An 18,459-nucleotide genomic window follows, 5' to 3' on the forward strand; every position below is an offset into this window, starting at 1 on the left:
GGGGCGGTTACCCTGCCCGGCGGTGGGGGGGGGGGTGTTCTGCGGGGTCGTGGGGGGCGGGGGGGCGGGGGTTCGGGGGGGGGGGGGGGGGGGGGGGGGGGTGGGGGGGGGGGGGTGGGGGGTGCGGGAGGTGGAGTGGAGGCGTAGGGCGCCGGCCGCCAGCGCGCCGGTGCCGGTGATCAGGGCTGCGGCGACCAGCAGCCGCGCGGTCGTCGGCGACCACGGGACCGGGGCGACCGCGCGGGCGAACACCGCCGCGTTCGCCACACCGGCGAACAGGGCGAGGCAGGCGCCGGCCAGCGCGACCGCGAAGTCCGCCGCGGGGCGGCGGGCCAGCGCGTAGGCCCCGGCGGCGATCGCGCCGAGCCCGGTGAGCAGCGGCCACACCTGACCGCCGAGCAGCCCCAGCAGCAGCGGGCCGATCCCGTCCGCCCCGGCGTCCAGTTCCCGGCCGACGCTGTAGGTCACGCCGGCGACCCCGCCGGCGACCAGCAGCCCGCCCAGCACCGCGAGGGCCCGCCCACCCGGCACCGACCCGGCCGGGAGCAGCCCCAGCGCACCCACCGCGAGCAGGCCGAGCGTGGCGGCCACCCACCAGGTGTACGCGTCCGGCGGCGGCACCCAGTCGAGCGTGCCGCGGATCTCCAGGGGTTCCCCGCCCGCGCGCAGCGGCACCACCCAGTCGCGGACCCGGTGCTCCCGGTCCGGGGCGGCTCGCACCTGCGGCGGCGCGGACTCCCGCCACAGTGCCCGCTGGTCGTGCCAGCGCACCGTCGTCGAGCCGTCGATCCGCCGCCAGTCCGGCGGGGCGGCCGGGTCCGCCTCCGTCGGGATGCGGGTGTCCCCGGCGAGGGTGCGGTTCAGGTACGTGGCGGGGGAGCGCCGGTTCTCGTACACCCCGTCGGGGCCGACCCGCAGGTACGGCTCGCCGGAGTAGCCGATCACCTCGACCGGCCGGTCCCCGGTGTTGGTCAGTTCCAGCCGCGCGCCGGCCTCCACGGCACGGACGCTGAGCCCGGCCCGGGCCGGGGTGACGGCGCTGACCTCGGTGCGGTAGTCGGTGCCGTCCGGGGCGTCCGCCCCGTGTGCCGCGGCCGGCGCGGCGAGTGCGAGCGTCGCGGCGACGGTGCCGGCGAGCACCAGGCCGGCGCGGGTGACGAGGGTACGGATCACCCGGCGGCCTCCACCGCCGCCCGGATGCCCGCCGGCGAGCGGTCGGCGACCGGCTGCCCGTTCACCAGGATCGTCGGGGTGCCCGTGACGCCGGCCTTGCTGGCTTCCTCGGTGACGTGCTCGGTCCACGCGTCGTACGTGTCGTCGCGGACGCAGGAGCCGAACGAGTCCCGGTTGAGCCCGACCTCCGCCCCGATGTCGATCAGCTGGTCGTCGCTCAGCCCGGCGCCGCCCTCGGGCGGTTGCCGTTCGAACAGCGCCTCGGTGAACTCGCGGAACTTCCCGCCGGCCGCGGCGCAGCCGGAGGCGGCCGAGGACCGGGTCGAGTATTCGGTGGTGGAGAAGCGGTTGAGGTAGGCGACCGGGTGGAAGACCACGCGGGTCTTGCCCTCGTCGGCGAGCTGGTCGATGGCCTCGCCGCTGACCTGCTGGAACTGCTTGCAGGCGGGGCAGAGGTAGTCCTCGTACAGGTCGATGGTGACCGGCCCGGAGCCGAACACGACGCCCGTCCCGGCGTCGTTGGCGCCCGGAGGCGGGGTGAACTCGTCGGCGCGCTGGCTGGAGTAGACGCTCCACCCGATCAGGCCGGCGATCACCAGCACGGCGACGGCGGCCACGGACACCCACAGCGTCCGCTTGCGCCGGCGTTCCCGGGCCATCTGTTCCCGGACGACGCGGGCCGCGTCCCGGCGCGTCTTGCCACTACTCATCCTCGTCCTCCACGGCGGGTTCGCCCGTCAGCCAGCCGTCCACCGACAACGGCGTGCGGGGCCAGATCAGCAGGAACCCGGCGAGGGCCAGGAATCCCAGGTCCCGGAGGATCTCCGGGAGGTAGCTCGGGGCCTGCCCCTCGGCGAGCTGGCCGCCACTGCCGAAGCAGCCGCAGTCGATGGCGAGGCCGCGCGACCAGGCCGAGGCGATCCCGGCGACGAAGACCACCAGCAGCGCCGCGGACACCCCGGCGGCGAGTCGCGTGGCGAGCCCCAGCAGCAGGAGTACGCCGAGCGCCAGCTCGACGAACGGCAGCGCTGCGCCGATCACGGTCGCCACGTCGTACGGGAAGATCTGGTACGCGTTGACCGCCCGGCCGGAGGCGGCCAGGTCACCGACCTTGGAGCCGCCGGCGACGAGCCAGACCGCGGCCAGGCCGAGCCGGGCGGCGATGCCGACCCAAGGGCGTACGGCGGCCCAGCGGCCGGTGTTCGGTGCGGTCACGGTCATTGGTCGTTCCTCGTCCGGCGGGAGTTCCCGGCCGGGGGCAGGTGACGTCGACACCGGCCCTACCCGGCCAGCGCGTCGTCGACCGCCTCGACCAAATCGGCGCGCGCCCGGGCCACCCGGGACCGGATGGTGCCGACGGGCACCCCCTCCACGGCGGCGGCCTCGGCGTAGGACAGGCCGAGCAGCTGGGTGAGCACGAAGGCGCCCCGCCGCTCGGCGGGCAGCCGGCGGAGCAGGTCGGCGGCACCGAGCTGGCCGGCGGGGTCGGGGTGCGGCCGGTCGGTCCACGCGTCGGCGGCGAGCCGGGCGTCGAGCCGGCGTCGCCGGACGACCGTGCGCAGGTGGTCGGCGCAGGCGCGGCGGGCGATGCCGAGCAGCCACGTCCGCGCCGAGGAGCGCCCCTCGAAGGCGGGCAGCGCCCGGAACGCGCGCAGGTACGTCTCCTGGGTGAGGTCGTCCGCGCTGTCCGGGTCGATGAGCGCGGCGACGAACCGCCACACCTCGGCCTGGGTGAGCCGGACGAACGCGGCCTGGGCGACGGGATCCCCGTCGCGGGCGGCGAGCGCCCACTCGGTGGCCCGCGCAGGCCCGTCCGCGGCCTCGGCCGGACCGGCGGCGGCGGTGTCGCGCTGGGCGGGGATCACGACAGTCCAGGTTACGCGGAGCGCCCTGCGCCGGGAGGGCCCTTCGGCCCTTCCATGGCCTGCGCCACGTCGGGAACTTTTCCGGTGCGCCGCCCGACTACCTCCTCATGAACTGCGACGACGTACGCGTTGCGCTGTCGGCGCGGCTGGACGGGGAGGACCCGCAGGCGGCGCCGTCGGTGCTCGACGCCCACACCGAGGGCTGCCCGGCGTGCCGCGCGTGGCTGGCCCGCGCCGAGCACGTGACCCGGCTGGTCCGGGTCCAGCCGGTGGCCGTGCCGGACCTGACCGCTCCGATTCTCGCGGCGGTCGCCGCCGACGTGGCGCGTACCGCCCCGGCGGCCGCGCGACGGGCCCGACGCCAGGTGCTGCGGGGGGCGGTCGCGGTCGCGGCGGTCGCGCAGTTGTCGATCGCACTGCCGGTCCTGCTGGCCGGGCTCGGCGTGGCGCAGGATCCGCACACCAGCCGCGAGATGGCGTCCTTCGACGTCGCCCTCGCCGTCGGGTTCGCCCTGGCGGCGTGGCGGCCCGAGCGGGCCCGCGCGTTCGTCCCGGTGGCGCTGGTGCTCGCGGTCTGCCTGGCCGGCACGAGCGCGGTCGACATCGTCAACTCCACCACCGCTCTGGTGCACGAGGTCGGCCACCTGGCGGCCGTGGTGCAGGCGGGGCTTCTGTGGGCGCTGGGCCGGGTGAGTGGCGAGCCGGACCGGCCGTTCGCGCCGGCGGTCGCGGCGGGGCGCGGGTGAGCGCGGCCGGTTTGGTGCCGTCGCCACCCGGGCTGGGCGCGGCGGGGCGTTCTGGGCGAGCATGACCGACATGACTGCCGCCCTCCGCCGCTGGTTCGGCCGGCTCAGCGCCGCTACCGGTCTCCTGTTCGTCCTCGTCGCCCTGCTGGTCGCCCCGGCCGGTCCCGCCAGTGCCCACGCGGTGCTGGTGAGCAGCAGCCCGGTCGCGTCGGCCGTGGTGCCGAACGCGCCGGCCGAGGTCGTCCTGACGTTCAGCGAGTCCGTCCGGAAGGTGCCCGGCAAGATCCGCGTCATTGCGCCGGACGGCTCGCGCGCCGACCGCGGCGAGCCCAGCTTCGACGGCGGTGTCGTCACGATTCCGGTCGACCCGGCCGGCGACCGGGGCACCTACCTGGTCAGCTACCGGGTGATCTCGGCCGACAGCCACCCGGTCTCCGGGGCGTTCACGTACTCCGTCGGTGCCCCCTCGCCGCCGCCGGTCGACACCGGCGACGACAACCGGGCGGACCCGGTGGTGGGCACGGCGGTCAAGGTCGCCAAGTACGTCGGATACGCGGGCCTGCTGCTCCTGGTCGGCCCGGCGCTGGTCCTCGCCGCGCTCTGGCCGCGCCGGTTGTCCCGCCGGGGCCCCACCCGCCTGGCGTGGACCGGCCTGGGCCTGGTGGTGGCGTCCACCCTCGCGACGCTCTGGCTCCAGGTGCCCTACACCGCCGGCGGCGGCGTGTTCGACGTCACCGGCGAGGGGTTCAGCGGGGTGCTGGGCAGCATGTTCGGCGCGGCCCACCTGGTCCGGTTGGGCCTGCTGGCGGCCGCCGCGTTCCTGCTCCGGCCGCTGCTGGCCGGGCCGGTCGGCCGCACCGACCTGGTGATCCTCGGCATCCTCGGCGGGGCGGCACTGCTGACCTGGCCGCTGGCGGGGCACCCGGCCGCGTCACCCGCACCGGCGGTCTCCGTCGTGGTGGACGCCGTACACCTGGGCAGCATGGCGGTCTGGCTCGGTGGGCTGGTCATGCTCGCCGTCTTCCTGCTGCGGCAGGCCGACGAGCGGGAGCTGGGGGCCATCCTGCCGATCTGGTCCCGCTGGGCCGCGCTGTCCGTGTCCGCGCTGCTGCTCGCCGGCGTCGTGCAGGCGCTGATCGAGGTCGCCACCCCGAGCGCCCTGGTCGGCACCACGTACGGGCGGCTGCTGCTCGGCAAGATCGGGCTGTTCGTGCTGGTGATCGCCGTGGCGGCGTACTCCCGGGCGCTGGTGCGCCGGCGGACCGCCGCCGGCCGGCCCACGCTGGTGCGACGGGCGCTCTGGGCCGAGCTGGCGATCACCGCCGTGGTGCTCGGCGTCACGGCCACGCTGGTGCAGACCACGCCGGCCCGCACCGCCGCCGCCGACACCGCCGGCAGCGCCGGCGGCTACTTCTCGACCACGCTGTCCAGCTCGCTGGGCTCCGTCCAGGTCGAGGTGGACCCGGCCGAGCGGGGCAACAACAGCGTCCACTTCTACGCGTACACCCCGGACAACCGGCCCCAGCCGGTCGTGGAGTGGCGGGCCACCGCCGCCCTGCCGTCCGCGGGAATCGAGCCGATCGAGGTGCCGCTGCTGCCACTGACCGACAACCACGTGACCGGCGAGATCAACCTGCCGGCGTCGGGGGAGTGGCAGCTGCGCGTCACGGTCCGTACGTCCGACATCGACCAGGCCACGGTGACCGCCACCGTGCCCGTCCGGTAGAGAGAGGTTCCCATTCCATGATCCGTCTCCGGCGTACCGCAACCGCCGCCGTCACGCTCGCCCTCGGTGCCGTCGCCGCCGCCGTGTTCGGCTTCGCCGCTCCCGCGTCGGCGCACGTCACGGTCAACCCGAAGGAGGCGACCCAGGGCGGCTACGCCCGGCTCGCGTTCCGGGTGCCGAACGAGAGCGACACCGCGTCGACCACGAAGGTCGAGGTGGTGCTGCCGGAGAACGCGCCGGTCGGTTCGGTCTCGACGATGCCGGTCCCCGGCTGGACGGTGGCGGTGGAGAAGCGCAAGCTCGACCAGCCGGTGGAGGTGCACGGCAGCCAGCTCACCGAGGCGGTGTCGAAGCTGACCTGGACCGCCGCCCCGGACGCCGTGATCAAGCCCGGCACCTTCCAGGAGTTCCCGGTCTCGATGGGCCCGCTCCCCAAGGTCGACCAGATGGTCTTCAAGTCGCTCCAGACGTACTCGGACGGCAGCGTCGTGCGCTGGATCGAGGAGCCGACCGCCGGCGGCGAGGAGCCGGAGAGCCCGGCGCCGGTGCTGAAGCTCACGGCGGCCTCCCCGTCCGCCGCGCCGGCGGCGAACACCGCCCCGGAGAGCGCGGTCGAGGCGGACGACGACGAGGCCGAGGGCACCGGGCTCGCCACCGGCCTCGGCGCCGCCGGCCTGGTCGCCGGCCTGGCCGGCCTGGCGCTCGGCGGGCTGGCGTTCGCCCGGACCCGGCGGGAGACCGCGCCGAAGGCGTGACCGTACGCACCGCAACGCCGGCCCGTCGGACACCACCGGCGGGCCGGCGCCTTTCCGGGACCAGTGCCGTGGATATCCCCTGATCGCCCGGCCCGTGTCGGTAAGGTCGGCCGGGTGTCCGGCTACGGAGGGGGACGAGGCCAATGCGGATCGTGCGGGTGTTCACCGGGGTGCTGCTGCTGACCGTCGGGATTCCGGCGCTGCTCGCCGGCGCCGTGCTCGGGGCGGATCTGACCCTGGACCTGCGCGCCGAGCTGCGCGCGGGCTGGACCGCCCCGGTCACCACCGGCCTGCTGGCCGGTGGGGTGCTGTTCGTGGCGTCGGCCCTGCTCCTGCTGCTGCGGCCGGTACGCCCCCGCGAGGTCGTCTTCGTCGTCGAGCCGGACCAGGTGCCCGTGCTGGCCGGCCGGCTCGGGGTGACGTCGCTGAGCGGGCTCGGCGCCCAGCCGGCCCGGGACGGCGAGCGCGCGGTCGCGCCGGCCCGCCAACTGGCGTCCGTCGGCGCGCCTCTCGACCGGCCCCGGCCGGCGCTGGGACCGGTGCCGACGAGCCGTCCCGCGACCGGGCCGGTGCCGGCCGGCCGCCCGACGACGCTGGCCGACCTCGTGGGGCGACCGGACGGGTGCGGGCCGGACGGGTCCGGCGAGGGGTCGTGGAGCGACGGCCGGCGCGGCCGGGCGGGCCGGGACGGCACGCGCTGCGTCGCGCCGCTGCGGCCGTCCGAGGTGGACCTGTCCCTCGCCTGGCCACCCACCAGGCGCGCGGATGTCGCCCCGCCGGCACCCACGTCGCGGACGGAGCCGGTCCGGCCGGCCGGGCGGGTCGCGCCGGGCGAGCGGGCCCTGCGGCCGGAGTCGCCGTCGCGTCCCGAAGCCGGGTCACGGCCCGAACGCGCCGCGCGGCAGGAGCCGTCCCCGGCGCTGGTGCGCCCGGCCGTCCCGGCCGATCCGACCTCCTGAGCGACAGCGGACCGGCCCGGGCGGGACGGTGGACGCGGACGGCCCTCCGTGCTGCCGACACGGAGGGCCGTCCTCACCGGGGGATTCGGTGCTACCGCAGCGTCGTCTGTGGTAGTTGAGACCAGATTAGCGCTGAAGAGGGCTACTCGGGAAGTCTGTCCGTTTGGACCGTGCGGTCCATCCCCGTCCGCACCGGCAGCCCCACCAGCAGCAGCAGGCTGATCAGCACGTACGCGTTGCGGACGAGGAACTCGCCCACCGAGTCGGTGGGCACCTGGGCGGTACCCCAGTCCTGGAACGACACCACCCCGTACACGATGACGGCGGTCGTGCCGACGGCGGCCGTCAGCAGCCGGCGGCGCTCGCCCCCGGACGCGGCGAGGGCCGCGTCCACCAGCACCACCACCGCCGGGACGAACCAGTAGATGTGGTGCGTCCACGTGATCGGGCTGACCAGGGCGCCGACCAGCCCGGTGAGGGTGAGGCCGGTGAGCGCGTCCCCGGCGCGGGCGGCCCGCGCCGCCCGCCACAGCCCGTACCCGGTCACCAGGACGACGAGGGCCAGCCAGATCAGGCGCTCCGGCTCCTGTGGCGCGGTGAGGCGGCTCAGCAACCCGAACAGCGACTGGTTGCCGGTGTAGTCGGTGCGGCCGACCCGCTCGGTGTCCCACAGTTCGTGCGTCCAGAACCGCCAGGAGTCGCGGGGTGCCACCGCCGCCGCGACCAGGGTCGCGGCGGCCGCCGTCGCGCTCGCCACGGCCGCCGCCCGCCACCGCCGGCAGACCAGCAGGTAGACGATGAAGATGCCCGGGAAGAGCTTCAGCGCCGTCGCGAGGCCGACGCCCACACCGGCCCAGCGCCCGTTGCGGGGTACGACGAACAGCAGGTCGGCCAGGATCAGCACCACCAGCAGCATGTTGATCTGCCCGAAGGTGATGGTTTCCCGGGTGCTCTCCACGGCCAGCACCAGCAGCACGGCGACCGTGAGCGTGAACGCGCGGGGCAGGTGGTGCCGGGTGATCACCGGGTCGACCAGCCAGCGGGTGGTGACCACGACGCCCACCAGCGTGAGCACGGTGAACGCGGCCACCGCCGTACCCAGCTTGACCAGCGAGAACGGCCAGAGCAGCAGGGCGCTGAACGGGGGATAGGTGAAGTAGAGGACGCCCTGCACCCGGTCCGGCTGGACGTAGTCGTAGAGCGGGTTCCCGGCCGCCCACCAGTCCATCGCCCGCATGTAGATCTTCAGGTCGAAGAAGTCGTGCACCAGCCCGGGCAGGTAGAGCGCCGGCAGCACCGCGGCCAGCGCCAGCACGGCGACGATGCGACGGACCGTACGGCCGCCGGGGTCGTCGTCGGTGACGGTGGGCGGTGCGACGGATTCGGCTGGCACGGGGAAACCCTAACGGTCGCCCCACGGTGCGGTGCGCGGCGCGCGGGCCGCTGCGCTGCGCGTAGGCTGTGCCGGTGGCAGATCTTCTCGTCTGGATCGACTGTGAGATGACCGGCTTGGACCTCGGCAAGGACAAGCTGATCGAGGTCGCCGCGCTCGTCACCGACCCGGATCTCAACGTGCTCGGCGAGGGGGTCGACGTGGTGATCCACGCCGACGACGCGGCGCTGGACGCGATGCCCGAGATCGTCGCGACGATGCACGCCAAGTCCGGGCTGACCGACGAGGTGCGGCGGTCGACGGTGACGCTGGCTGAGGCGGAGCAGATGGTCCTCGACTACGTCACCAGCCACGTGAAGGATCCGCGCACCGCCCCGCTCTGCGGCAACTCCATCGCCACCGACCGGGGCTTCATCACCCGGGACATGCCCCGGCTCGACACCCACCTGCACTACCGCATGATCGACGTCTCGTCGATCAAGGAGCTCTGCCGGCGCTGGTACCCCCGCGTGTACTTCGGGCAGCCGCAGAAGGGTCTCGCGCACCGGGCGCTGGCCGACATCCGGGAGAGCATCCGGGAGCTGGAGTACTACCGGCGGACGATCTTCGTACCCCTGCCGGGGCCGGACGTGGAGAGCGCGAAGGCGGTCGCGGCGCAGCTCTAGGCGCGGCAGGTCGGTCCGGCCGAACCCGCTGGACGGAGCGGGCCGGGGTGGGGCTATTATTGGTCCGCACCGCCCGGGCGACCGGCGCGGCGGCATGGTGGCTGTAGCTCAGTTGGCAGAGCACCGGGTTGTGGTCCCGGTTGTCGTGGGTTCAATTCCCATCAGTCACCCGGCGTTCGGGTCAGTTCCCGCGCAGGTCAGGCCCCCTCCTCGGAGGGGGCCTGACCGTTTCTAGGGGCCCGGTAGGGGAATGGCTCAGGAGCGGGACGCTTCGCCTGGTTGACGTCGCGAATCTTCATCGTTGAAAAGTCTTGACCGAGCGCGGCCAATTGTGACTACGGTGTGTCTTCCGTTGATCACAAACGTACGTTCAGGAGGCCATCGGTCTTGCGGATCGTCGTCGCATTCATCCTGACCGCCGTGCTCGTCACGCCACCTAACCCTCGTCCCGCCGACGGCGGCGATCTGAGCGAACTCCTCGACGGTGTGGGTCCGCCCGCGCCGACAGCAACCAGCGCGACCCCGTCAGCGTCTCCCCGAAAGTCGCTCCCCCCAAGCACGTCGACGCGCCCCACGCCTACCAGCCGGACGTCAGTCGCCGTACGGCCGACGCTCCGCGCATCGACGCCACCGGCGTCCTCGGCGTCCCCTGCCGCGGCCGTGCTACCGGAACCAAGTGGCGTCCGCTCCTCCGCGCAAGCACACGGCGGGGCGACAAAGGGCGACGGGCGTCCCGCCAGCAGCATCGCGGCGATGGTCGGCGTCGCCATCGGTGTCGCGCATCTGGTGTTAATCCTTGCGGTGCTAGTCGCCATCCGCCGCCGGCGGGCCTTCGCCGACCGGTACGTCAACAGGCTGCAGCGCTTGCGTACGCGGCTCGCCGGTGGGCGGCCCGGCAGGCACCTCCGATCGGTCGAGTGACCGCAGGCTGTCGCGGCCAGCGGGGGTGTCGCGACGGGTGTACCGTCCGAAGTGGCGGGGCTGTCGGTTGTAGCGGTCGGCAGCCCGCCGCCCAGACCGCTACCTGGGGGACACGATGACGCCTACGACCGGCGAGAATCTCGCCCGCATCCGTCGCCAGTCCACGCTGACGCAGGAGCAGCTCGCGGAACGCGCGGGGGTGAGTGTCGAGATCATCCGCAAGCTGGAGCAGGGCACGCGCAGCAGCGCCCGCCTCGACACCTTGCACGCGCTCGCCCGGGCTCTCGGTGTGCCGACCACGGCGCTGCTGGGCGATGCCTCGCAGGCCGCGGCCCGAGCCGAGCCAGACCACCGGCCGCTGTCGCTGGCTGAGATCCGGCGCGCTGTCGCGCCCGTGCACGATCTGGCCGGCGCGCCGATCGCGCCGCCGTCGGTCGAGCCGCCGGGACTGGACGTGCTGCGGTCGCGGCTGCGCGCCGTCGACCGGGCGTACCAGTCGAACGACTACGCGCGGGCGTTGGCGGAGATGCCGCCGTTGCTGCTCGAGGTGCGGGCCGCGGCGGGGCTGGTCGACGACGAGCAGCGCGAGGCCGCGTATGCGCTGCTGGCCCGCACCCAGCACCTGACGGGTAACCTGCTGATCCAGCTGCGCGCCGGGGACCTGGCGCAGACCGCGCTCGCCGGTGCGCTGGAGGCGGCGCGGCAGTGTGGCGACCAGGTGGTGGGCGCCACGGTCATGCAGGGCATGTGCTGGCTGCTGCTGCGGCAGGGGCGTCTCGCCGAGGCTGCGGACCTGGCGGTGTCCACCGCCGACCGGATCGAGCCTCGCTTCTCTCGGGCCCGGCCGGCGGAGCTGGCCGCCTGGGGGTGGCTGCTCATGGGCGCCGCCGCGGCGTACGCACGGGACAACCGGCCGGACGAGGCGGCCGAGCTGGTCGACGCGGCCGAGGCGGCCGCGGTGCGCATCGGCGAGCGCGTACCGGAGCCGGGTCATCTGATGATGGTCGGCGGGTTCGACACGGCCCGGGTGTTGATGCAGCGGGTGGAGACCGCCGCGGTGGTCGGCGATCCCGGCCGGGTGCTGCAACTCGCCGAGGCGGTGCCGCCCGGGCCGACCGCGGTCGCGTCGAGCTGGCAGCGGCACCGCTTGGACGTGGCGTGGGCGCACGCCGCCCGCCGACAGTACGGCGAGGCCACCGGTGTGCTGTTGGAGCTGAGGGAGACCGCGCCGGCGTGGCTGCGCCATCAGCGCTACGCCCGGGACATCGTGCAGACGATCGCGGAGGGCCGGCGGCGGGCGATGAGCGCCGAGCTGGCCGACCTCGCGTCGCTGGTGGGGTGTCAGCCCGTCTGACTGGTACGTCCCGTACCAGCAGTACGCCCGTCCGGGGTTTGTCGCACACGCTGTACCTGGCTCGCCGCCCGCGCTGGATCGAACATCGGGTGAGGGAGTGACTACGGCCCGCTGCGCGGCCAGTCAACCCGATCAGCCGGGCGCGGCGTGACTCGACGTGGCGAGCGTTGGGTGTCCGCGCCCCGGGTGGCGGCGGCGGTGCCAACCCAGGAGAGCGGCACCGTCGTCGCGCCCCCGGACCCGGGAGGCGAACATGATGTGGCCGTTGACGTTGCTGCGACGGTGGTATCGGCGGCGTAACCGTCCGGCGACGGCGATCGGCGTCGCGACGGTTTGTCCGCACCGGTGCGGCGCGTTCTTCGACGCGTCCGCCGGGGATCCGCGCCGGCGCGCGGCGTCGCGCTGGCCGAACGCGCCGCTGCTCACGCCCGGGCAGCGTGCCCGCACTGGTGGCCAGCGGTGAGAGCAGCAGTCCTGCAGCTGGTGCACGGTGGCTGGCCGATCCTCGTGCGCGTCGACTATGCGGCGTTGAAGTACGGCGACAGGGTCGAGGTGGCCGGGGCGCAGCTGCGACGTGACGGGACGCCGCAGGGCCGTGTGTGGCTCACGGTCGACGCGCAGGACCTGCCCACAGCCCTGGTCGGGTGGGTCGAGCTGCCGCATATGCCCGGCGTCAGGTGACGCGGACGGTGCGCTGGAGCCGAGCGCCGCCGGGTGCCGCCGGTAGACTGACCCGGCCCCGTGAGCTGCCACGATCCCCGACCGATCAGGAGAGCGCCGTGCAGGTATCCCAGGCCCTGGACGTGATGGAGGCCCTCTTGCGGGCGGCCGAGCACCCCGACATCGTCGAGGTCGCCCGCTACGGCGCGGACACCCAGCCGGGTGGCCAGTCGCCGCCGGGAGTCAAGGCGAAGCACGAGAACGGGTCGTACGCCATGCTCTGGGCCGAGGTCCCGCCGCGGGACGCCCGGCCCATGCCGCTCGGCGAGATGCCGCCCCCGCGGCTGCGCGCCCGGCGGATCCTCGTGCTCGCCCACCAGCTGCTCGACGTCGCCCGACCGGAGCCGTTCGCCTCGTGGGAGTTGTGCGCCACCCCGGGCGTCGGCGACTGGACCGGCGGCGACCCGCCGCCGTCCGCGCTGCGGATCACCTGCCGTGACCGGTCGGTGGTCTACCTGCGCGGCACGGCCGCGTCGGGCGATGAGGCCGAGCCCGAGACCGACCCCTACCCGGACTACCAGATCCCCCAAGGAGTCCGCGAATGGCACCACAGAGTCAGTGCTCCCACTGCGGAGCCCGTGTCGGCGTAGCCCCCGGATCGTCCTGCCCGCCGCACCAGGCGATGGGCAGCCGGGGCACGTGTCCCGGATCCGGCCGACCCACGATGTAACGACGAAAGCGCCCCCTCACCCGGCCCGTAGGCCAGGTGAGGGGGCGTTCGTCGTACGGGTGTGGTCAGGGTCGCTGAGCCCAACGGGGAGTGTAGTCGGACCGGATGACACCGCCGCGGCGTAGGTACGTGGGCTGGCCGGTGTGCAGGCCGAGGGACAGCAGGGCCCGGCCGAGCAGGCGAGCAAGGCGGGCGGGCCTGCCCACGCCGGTGCGCTGCTCCAGCCATCGGCCGGCCTCGTAGACGCCGTAGCCGAGCACCAGGCCCAGCACGGCGGCGACCTGCGCCTCGGTGACGGTGACGCCGAGGGTGACGGTGAGCCAGTCGGCGACCGGGGCGCCGACGTCGAGCAGGCGGGCGGCGAGGTAGCCCAGCAGCATTGGCCAGGCGGTGCGGACGCGCGCGGCGATCCGGTCGGAGACGGGCACGGTGGGGCTCCTGTCAGAAAGGCGGGTCGGGTTCGAGGGCCCGGTCGATGCGGGTCACCTGGTCCTTGAGGCTGTTGCCGCCGTTGGGCTTGACCTCGTGTTCGATCACGGCCGAGCGCTTCTCGATGACCGCGACCCGGTCCTCGATACCGGCGACGCGGGCCATCAGCGACGGCCGAGCCGGCTGGCCGTTGCGCTCGGGCTCGCCGAGCACATCGTCGAGGAGGTGACCGAGCTGGCGGCTGCGCCGCCACAGCCACCGGCCGGCCTTGCCGAGCAGGACGGTCGCGCCGCCGATGGCCACGACGGCCCCGGCGATGGTGAGCAGCGGCTCCACGGTCACCCCTGCGCGGTGTCGGGGGCCAGACCGCCCTCGAACGCCTCCCGCACGCCGGTGGCCACGACGCCTACCAACTGCTCGTGGGTCATGCCGCCGATGTCCTCGGGCAGCCGCGTCAGCACCGCGGCGATCAGGTCGTCGGCGGCGGCCGCCGCGCCCTGCTCGGCGGCGGCCTTGATCTGCGCGAGTTCCTGCGGGTCGATGTTGACCTGCTTGGCGATCAGCTCGACCATCTTGTAGATGGTGCCGAGCACCCACAGGGTGCTGCGGCCGGTGGGCACACCGGGCATGCCGCGCCCGTTGTACTGCCACGGGAGGGCCTTGAGCTGGGACTCGCTGTACGGCATGTCGTCGTCCTTCCCGGCCAGCGCGACGTCGCGCCGGAACTGGCCCATGTCGAAGCCCGGATCGCTCTTCTCGCCGGGCTGGTGCTCCTTGTGGCCGCTGACCCGCCCGACCGGGATGTCCAGGTGGCGGATGATCGCCGCGACGCCGCGCACGTAGGAGTCGTACTGCCGGTCGGTCCACGGCTCGCCGAGGGCGTGCTGCGCCTCGACACCGATCAGGGAGTCGTTACCGTGGCCGCGGTTGGGTCCAGCCCAGCCCACCTTGTTGTGGTGGGCGGTGCCGGACGCCACGACCCACCAGTGCCCGCTGCGGGACAGGTACAGCTGCGCGATCGGACCGGAGAGGCCCGGCCGGCCGTGCACCAGCACGCGGATCTCGCCAGCGTCGGTGGAGGTGCGAGAGCCGCGGGTCTCGTGGCACTGCACACCGACGACCGGCCCGAACGTGCCGGCGCCGCGACCTTCCCAGCCGTCGACCTCGTGCACGGTAAGACCGGCGGCGCGCAGCACCGCCGGCAGCCAGAGCAGACGAGCCATGGCCGGCCACCCCTTACGCGTAGTAGTAGTAGCCGGACATCGAGAAGGAATGGCCGTTGGCGAACGCGACCGGCAACGTGTTCGTCCAGGACGCCAGGTTCTCCTGGGTGTTGATGTTGGGCCTGTACATGTTGAGCCGGTCCGCGCTGGCGGTCGCGGTGTTGGCCCAGCCGAGGAACTTGTACAGCGCGCCGCCCATCAGGGCGACGGCGTCCAGCGTCGGGTCCGGGGCGCCGGCGGCGGCGGGGATGCCGGGCGGTAGCCAGAACTGGTACTGGCCGGTGCCGAAAGTGGTGGTGGATCCGGGTCGCAGCGCGATCCGGATGTGCACCCGCTCCTCGTCGAGGTAGCGCCACTTGCCGAGAAGCACGCCGTTGCCGAGGGTCGGCCAGGTGCCGGTCGACGTCCAGGACGGCGTGTACGTCGTCCAGGGTCGGTTGAGGCGGTGCGGGAACAGGTACTGGCCCGACTGGAACGGTGTGGGGCTGGTCATCCGGCGGCCTCACTTTCACAGCGGCGTTACGGCGGGCGCCCACACGTCCACCGGCGTTCCGGCTGGCCAGGTGCGCTGCACGCCGCCGACACCGCGGGCGGACAGCGTCACCCGCTGCGGGTGCGTGATCGTGACGTCATCGAAGGAGTGCGACAGCGGAAACGCGTTCGTGCTCCCGCCGGGCACGTTCGACCAGATGCAGAAATCGCCCGCAGCCAGGTGGGTGACATCGAGTTCCAACGTCCACGGGCCCGGTTCCGCAGTCCCGGTCGGCCAGGCCTTCGCGCGCAGCTTGCCTCCGCGGGCAGACGCCTTCACGGTGATGTCACCGGCGGCCGTCGCGCCCAGGATCGGCGGGAAACCGATGAAGGTCTCCGCTCCGGCAAGCAACTGCCGGATCGCGAGCGTAGGCGTGCCCGAGGTCAGCCGGAACACACGTACGTCCAGGAACGTGGCCGCCCCGGTGCGGCGCAGCACGACCCGCTGTTCCTGGTTGGCGCCGGCCGCCGCCACGCTGACGCCGAAGATCACCGTCACGTCGACGTCCGCGACGCCCACAGCTAGGGTCGCTTCCCGGGTCTGCCCGGCCGCGGCGTATACGTGCGTCCCGCGGGTGCCGTTCGTGCTGTAGCCGCTCGACGCACCCAGCAGCAGCCAGGCCAGTCCGCTGACCGGTTCGACGCCCCACCCGGTGCCGCTGCGGGTGAATGGGTCGGAGACCATCGGGCCGGTCGACGACGCGGTGACCCGCTCGCCGCCGACGCGTATGTCCACCGGATGGTCGGCCGGGTCCTGGCCCCACAGGCCGTTGATTTCGGTCGACGCCAGCAGCAGCGACGTACCGGCCACGGCCAGCTCGCCGGCGAGAGTGGAACCAAGGGCGGGCACCCGCTGCGGGCCGTCGACGGTCGCGACGTCCCACGGCCCGGCCGGCGAGCAGGTGAGCGTGACGTCCCAGTCCTTGTACCCGAGCTTCGTCGTGTGCCCCTCGAGCAGGACGTCGATGTCCTGCCCGGCGAGGTCGGCCGGCGGGTTGGCCACCTGGATACGGGAGCCGATGCGGCAGTTGAGCCACGCGTCGATCAGGTGCGGCGTCGCGGCCAGGTCGAGCTCGAGGCGGGGCCAGCGCAGGGTGTCCCGGCTGGTCAGGTGCAGCCGCCACCCGGCCTGGTCCGCCAGCTGCGCGTCGCTCTGCACGACCAGGTCGGCGGTGTCGTCGTAGACGATGGCCTCGCCGCTGGCTGCCTCCGGCGTCTCGGCGACGACCGAGGATCCGTCGGGCCGGCTGACGGTCCACCGGTTGCGGTAGCCCTGCCCCGCCGGGTCCGGCTCGGGCGGCTCGGCGAGGTCGCCGGCGGCCGAGTCGAGCGCGAGCGCGACCGGCTGGTTGTACCGGGCGGTGCGCGGCTGGTACGCCAGTGCGAACGGGCGTTCGTATAGGACGCCGCCGTCGACGTCCTCGGCCTGCCGGTACAGCGGCAGCGGCGCCTCGCGCGGCTGCCACCCCATGGGCTGGGCGCCGCCGGCGCCGCCGGCGGCGGCGGCGGGGGCGGCGAAGGCGAAGCCGTCCTCACCGACGAGCCGGGCCAGCCGGTCAGTGGCCGGCTCGTGCTCGTAGGACAGCAGCGGCGGGAACGCATCGTCGGTACCGTTGAAGGCGATCGGCGGAGGCGAGGCGTCCCACACGACGAGGTGCCCGAACGGCATCGTCGTGGTGCTGGTCGTCCTCGACGCGTTGAGCGTCGCCGTGGTGATCGGAGACAGCGTGCCGGCCACGCTGACGCTCGGGTTGCCGTTGTACTCGACGATGATGTTGCCGCCGGACTGCCGCGCGCTGGCGTAGAAAGAGGAGAACGCGCTGGTGATGCCGAAGGACTCCACCAGCACGGTCGGCACGTCCGCCGCTGAGTAGCCGATCAACCGCTCGCGATAGTCCGGGCTCTTGGTGAAGCGGATCTCCCACCGCTCGTAGGTGCCGCCCGGGGTCTGCCAGGACGCCAGCACGGTGTCACCGGACATGGCGTCGGGGTCGATGCGGGCGTGCACGGCGATCGTCCACGCACCGGGGTTCGCCGGCGCCGGCACGATCGCGGTGATGGTGGCGCCCTTGGCCAGGTTGACCGCGCGGTGGGTGCCGTAGTTCAGCGTCCAGTTGCGGCCGACCAAAGCGACGATGTCGGCGAACTCCACCGCCGGCCCGCTGACGGTCGCGGCCGGCACGCCGGGGATCGCGGAGGCGACCTGACCGGCCGCGCCGCCGTCCTCGCACGGCCAGTAGCCGAGCGCCCCGGAGGCGGCGTAGGCGCGGCGCATCACCGACCGCTGCGGCGGCTTGCCCGAGCTGGCCTGCAGCCGGTACAGGCTGCCGTGGGCGGTGACCGCCACGACGCGGTCCTTGCCGGACAGGTCACGGCGGGGCACCCACGCGGGCACGTAGCCGCCGGCCAGGTCGACCAGCACCGCGAACGCCGAGTAGGAGAGGGTGACGGTGCCGTTGGTGTTGCCGAACGCGCGGCGTGACCGCGGGCCGGCGGTGCCGGGGCCGGTGATGACGTCGTCGGTGATGTCGGCGTGCCACACGGCCGGCCTGACGGCGGCGGCGTCCCACACGCGCGCCTGCAGCTGCTCGCCGACGACCCGGAACTCGCCCCGGTAGGTCTTGCCGGCGGCGTGCGTCAGGCCCGGTACGGCCTGGGACGCGCGGATGGTGGTGAAGGTGCCGCCGACCACCCGGGCCAGCTGCAGCTGGACGGTGTTGTCGGGGAAGGCGTGCACCTCGCACACGTAGTGATCGGCGCCGCCGTTGCGCCATCGGGCGACCGCGCCGGTGGTGATCTGGGCGCCGGTGGCCAGCACGGGGACGGTGACGGTGAACTCGACGGTGACGTCGACTAGGTCGACGGCCAGCGCCGAGACGTGCGCGGCGCCGGCGGCCGCGGGGATGATGTGCCGGGCGGCGCCGGGCACCACCTGGTAGTCGGCGTTGGCGCCGCCAACGTTGGTCCACTGCTGGCCGCTGTCGCTGATGCCCCAGCTGTCCACGCTGGTACGGCCGAACGCGTCGGAGCCGCGGCGGATCCGCACCCGCAGCGGCGTGTCCCGGCCGAGCAGCCCGTACCACTTCCCGGCCGGGTTGTACTGGCCGTAGTCGCCGGACCGGTCGTCGAAGACCAGGCCGATGGAGCCGGCGTCGACGTGCTCGCCCCAGTCGCCGCGGCCCTCGCTGATGGTGATGCCGTCGCGCAGCCGCCAGTCGGCGGTGACGTCCTCCCACGGCCACGTGCCCGGGTCGGCGGACAGGTCGGCGCCGGGGGCGATCTCCACCACGGCGGGCAGCCCGGACTGGGGGTACACACCCACGACGGCA

General features: G+C 74.1%; 18 protein-coding genes, 1 tRNA gene and 1 pseudogene. 10 read left to right on the forward strand and 10 right to left on the reverse strand.

The genetic code is table 11. The features are described 5' to 3' along the window. From HCJ94_RS17150 to HCJ94_RS17165, 4 genes are all read right to left on the reverse strand, one after another. On the reverse strand, nucleotides 1-1,173 hold a 1,173-nt coding region (locus HCJ94_RS17150; protein WP_309227324.1), incomplete at its 3' end, for a hypothetical protein. Continuing rightward, nucleotides 1,170-1,883, reverse strand: coding sequence for a DsbA family protein (locus HCJ94_RS17155; RefSeq protein WP_168002037.1), 714 nt, complete (start codon nucleotides 1,881-1,883; stop codon nucleotides 1,170-1,172). The genes HCJ94_RS17155 and HCJ94_RS17150, both read right to left, overlap by 4 nt. Further along, nucleotides 1,876-2,394, reverse strand: coding sequence for a MauE/DoxX family redox-associated membrane protein (locus HCJ94_RS17160; protein ID WP_168002038.1), 519 nt, complete (start codon nucleotides 2,392-2,394; stop codon nucleotides 1,876-1,878). Before HCJ94_RS17160 ends, HCJ94_RS17155 begins: the two co-directional genes overlap by 8 nt. A 59-nt stretch (nucleotides 2,395-2,453) precedes the next feature. Next, on the reverse strand, nucleotides 2,454-3,038 hold the full coding sequence (locus HCJ94_RS17165; RefSeq protein ID WP_168002039.1) for a sigma-70 family RNA polymerase sigma factor: 585 nt from the start codon (nucleotides 3,036-3,038) through the stop codon (nucleotides 2,454-2,456). A 107-nt stretch (nucleotides 3,039-3,145) separates the two neighbouring features. Here HCJ94_RS17165 and HCJ94_RS30930 point away from each other — a divergent pair, with 107 nt between their 5' ends. From HCJ94_RS30930 to HCJ94_RS17185, 4 genes and pseudogenes are all read left to right on the forward strand, one after another. Continuing rightward, on the forward strand, nucleotides 3,146-3,784 hold the full coding sequence (locus HCJ94_RS30930) for a zf-HC2 domain-containing protein (RefSeq protein ID WP_168002040.1): 639 nt from the start codon (nucleotides 3,146-3,148) through the stop codon (nucleotides 3,782-3,784). Nucleotides 3,785-3,845: 61 nt separating this feature from the next. Further along, nucleotides 3,846-5,510, forward strand: a complete 1,665-nt coding sequence (locus tag HCJ94_RS17175; RefSeq protein WP_168002041.1) for a copper resistance CopC/CopD family protein — start codon at nucleotides 3,846-3,848, stop codon at nucleotides 5,508-5,510. Between the two features lie 17 nt (nucleotides 5,511-5,527). Further along, nucleotides 5,528-6,265 carry a YcnI family copper-binding membrane protein gene (locus tag HCJ94_RS17180; RefSeq protein WP_168002042.1) on the forward strand — a complete coding sequence of 246 codons (738 nt, stop codon included), beginning with the start codon at nucleotides 5,528-5,530 and terminating at the stop codon, nucleotides 6,263-6,265. A gap of 143 nt (nucleotides 6,266-6,408) precedes the next feature. Continuing rightward, nucleotides 6,409-6,846, forward strand: a pseudogene (locus HCJ94_RS17185) (hypothetical protein); the annotation flags it as partial. Nucleotides 6,847-7,366: 520 nt separating this feature from the next. Here HCJ94_RS17185 and HCJ94_RS17190 read toward each other — a convergent pair. Continuing rightward, nucleotides 7,367-8,617, reverse strand: coding sequence for a glycosyltransferase family 87 protein (locus HCJ94_RS17190; RefSeq protein ID WP_168002043.1), 1,251 nt, complete (start codon nucleotides 8,615-8,617; stop codon nucleotides 7,367-7,369). 68 nt (nucleotides 8,618-8,685) lie between these two features. On the opposite strand from HCJ94_RS17190, the gene orn reads away from it, so the two are divergent. The 6 genes from orn (at nucleotide 8,686) to HCJ94_RS17220 (ending at nucleotide 12,867) form a co-directional block, all read left to right on the forward strand. Beyond that, the gene (gene orn / locus HCJ94_RS17195; protein WP_168002044.1) at nucleotides 8,686-9,282 is read left to right on the forward strand and encodes an oligoribonuclease; all 597 of its coding nucleotides are present in this window, start codon (nucleotides 8,686-8,688) and stop codon (nucleotides 9,280-9,282) included. Nucleotides 9,283-9,379: 97 nt separating this feature from the next. Further along, nucleotides 9,380-9,452 (forward strand) — tRNA-His (locus HCJ94_RS17200). A 583-nt stretch (nucleotides 9,453-10,035) separates the two neighbouring features. After that, a complete protein-coding gene (locus HCJ94_RS17205) occupies nucleotides 10,036-10,203 on the forward strand; it encodes a hypothetical protein (protein ID WP_168002045.1) in 168 nt (55 codons plus the stop codon). A 115-nt stretch (nucleotides 10,204-10,318) separates the two neighbouring features. Then, nucleotides 10,319-11,557 carry a helix-turn-helix domain-containing protein gene (locus HCJ94_RS17210; protein ID WP_168002046.1) on the forward strand — a complete coding sequence of 413 codons (1,239 nt, stop codon included), beginning with the start codon at nucleotides 10,319-10,321 and terminating at the stop codon, nucleotides 11,555-11,557. A gap of 459 nt (nucleotides 11,558-12,016) precedes the next feature. Further along, complete coding sequence (locus HCJ94_RS17215; protein WP_168002047.1) at nucleotides 12,017-12,238, forward strand: hypothetical protein; 222 nt, start codon at nucleotides 12,017-12,019, stop codon at nucleotides 12,236-12,238. 98 nt (nucleotides 12,239-12,336) lie between these two features. Then, on the forward strand, nucleotides 12,337-12,867 hold the full coding sequence (locus tag HCJ94_RS17220; RefSeq protein ID WP_168002048.1) for a hypothetical protein: 531 nt from the start codon (nucleotides 12,337-12,339) through the stop codon (nucleotides 12,865-12,867). A gap of 145 nt (nucleotides 12,868-13,012) precedes the next feature. On the opposite strand, the gene HCJ94_RS17225 is transcribed toward HCJ94_RS17220, so the two are convergent. Genes HCJ94_RS17225 through HCJ94_RS17245 form a run of 5 tightly spaced genes read right to left on the reverse strand, consistent with a single transcriptional unit; the run spans nucleotide 13,013 to nucleotide 18,452 of the window. Next, nucleotides 13,013-13,375, reverse strand: a complete 363-nt coding sequence (locus HCJ94_RS17225) for a hypothetical protein (protein WP_168002049.1) — start codon at nucleotides 13,373-13,375, stop codon at nucleotides 13,013-13,015. 13 nt (nucleotides 13,376-13,388) lie between these two features. Beyond that, nucleotides 13,389-13,718 carry a hypothetical protein gene (locus HCJ94_RS17230; RefSeq protein ID WP_373684328.1) on the reverse strand — a complete coding sequence of 110 codons (330 nt, stop codon included), beginning with the start codon at nucleotides 13,716-13,718 and terminating at the stop codon, nucleotides 13,389-13,391. Then, nucleotides 13,715-14,599: a peptidoglycan recognition protein family protein gene (locus tag HCJ94_RS17235; RefSeq protein WP_168002050.1), complete on the reverse strand. Its 885-nt coding sequence runs from the start codon at nucleotides 14,597-14,599 to the stop codon at nucleotides 13,715-13,717. The genes HCJ94_RS17230 and HCJ94_RS17235 overlap by 4 nt, the downstream gene beginning before the upstream one ends. Before the next feature lie 13 nt (nucleotides 14,600-14,612). Continuing rightward, entirely contained in the window at nucleotides 14,613-15,092 is a 480-nt protein-coding gene (locus HCJ94_RS17240) for a hypothetical protein (RefSeq protein ID WP_168002051.1), read from the reverse strand. 15 nt (nucleotides 15,093-15,107) lie between these two features. Then, nucleotides 15,108-18,452 (reverse strand): hypothetical protein, encoded by a 3,345-nt coding sequence (locus HCJ94_RS17245; protein WP_168002036.1) that lies wholly within the window; start codon nucleotides 18,450-18,452, stop codon nucleotides 15,108-15,110. Nucleotides 18,453-18,459: the final 7 nt, after the last annotated feature.

Source organism: Micromonospora thermarum, assembly GCF_012034245.1.
Lineage (GTDB): Bacteria > Actinomycetota > Actinomycetes > Mycobacteriales > Micromonosporaceae > Micromonospora > Micromonospora thermarum.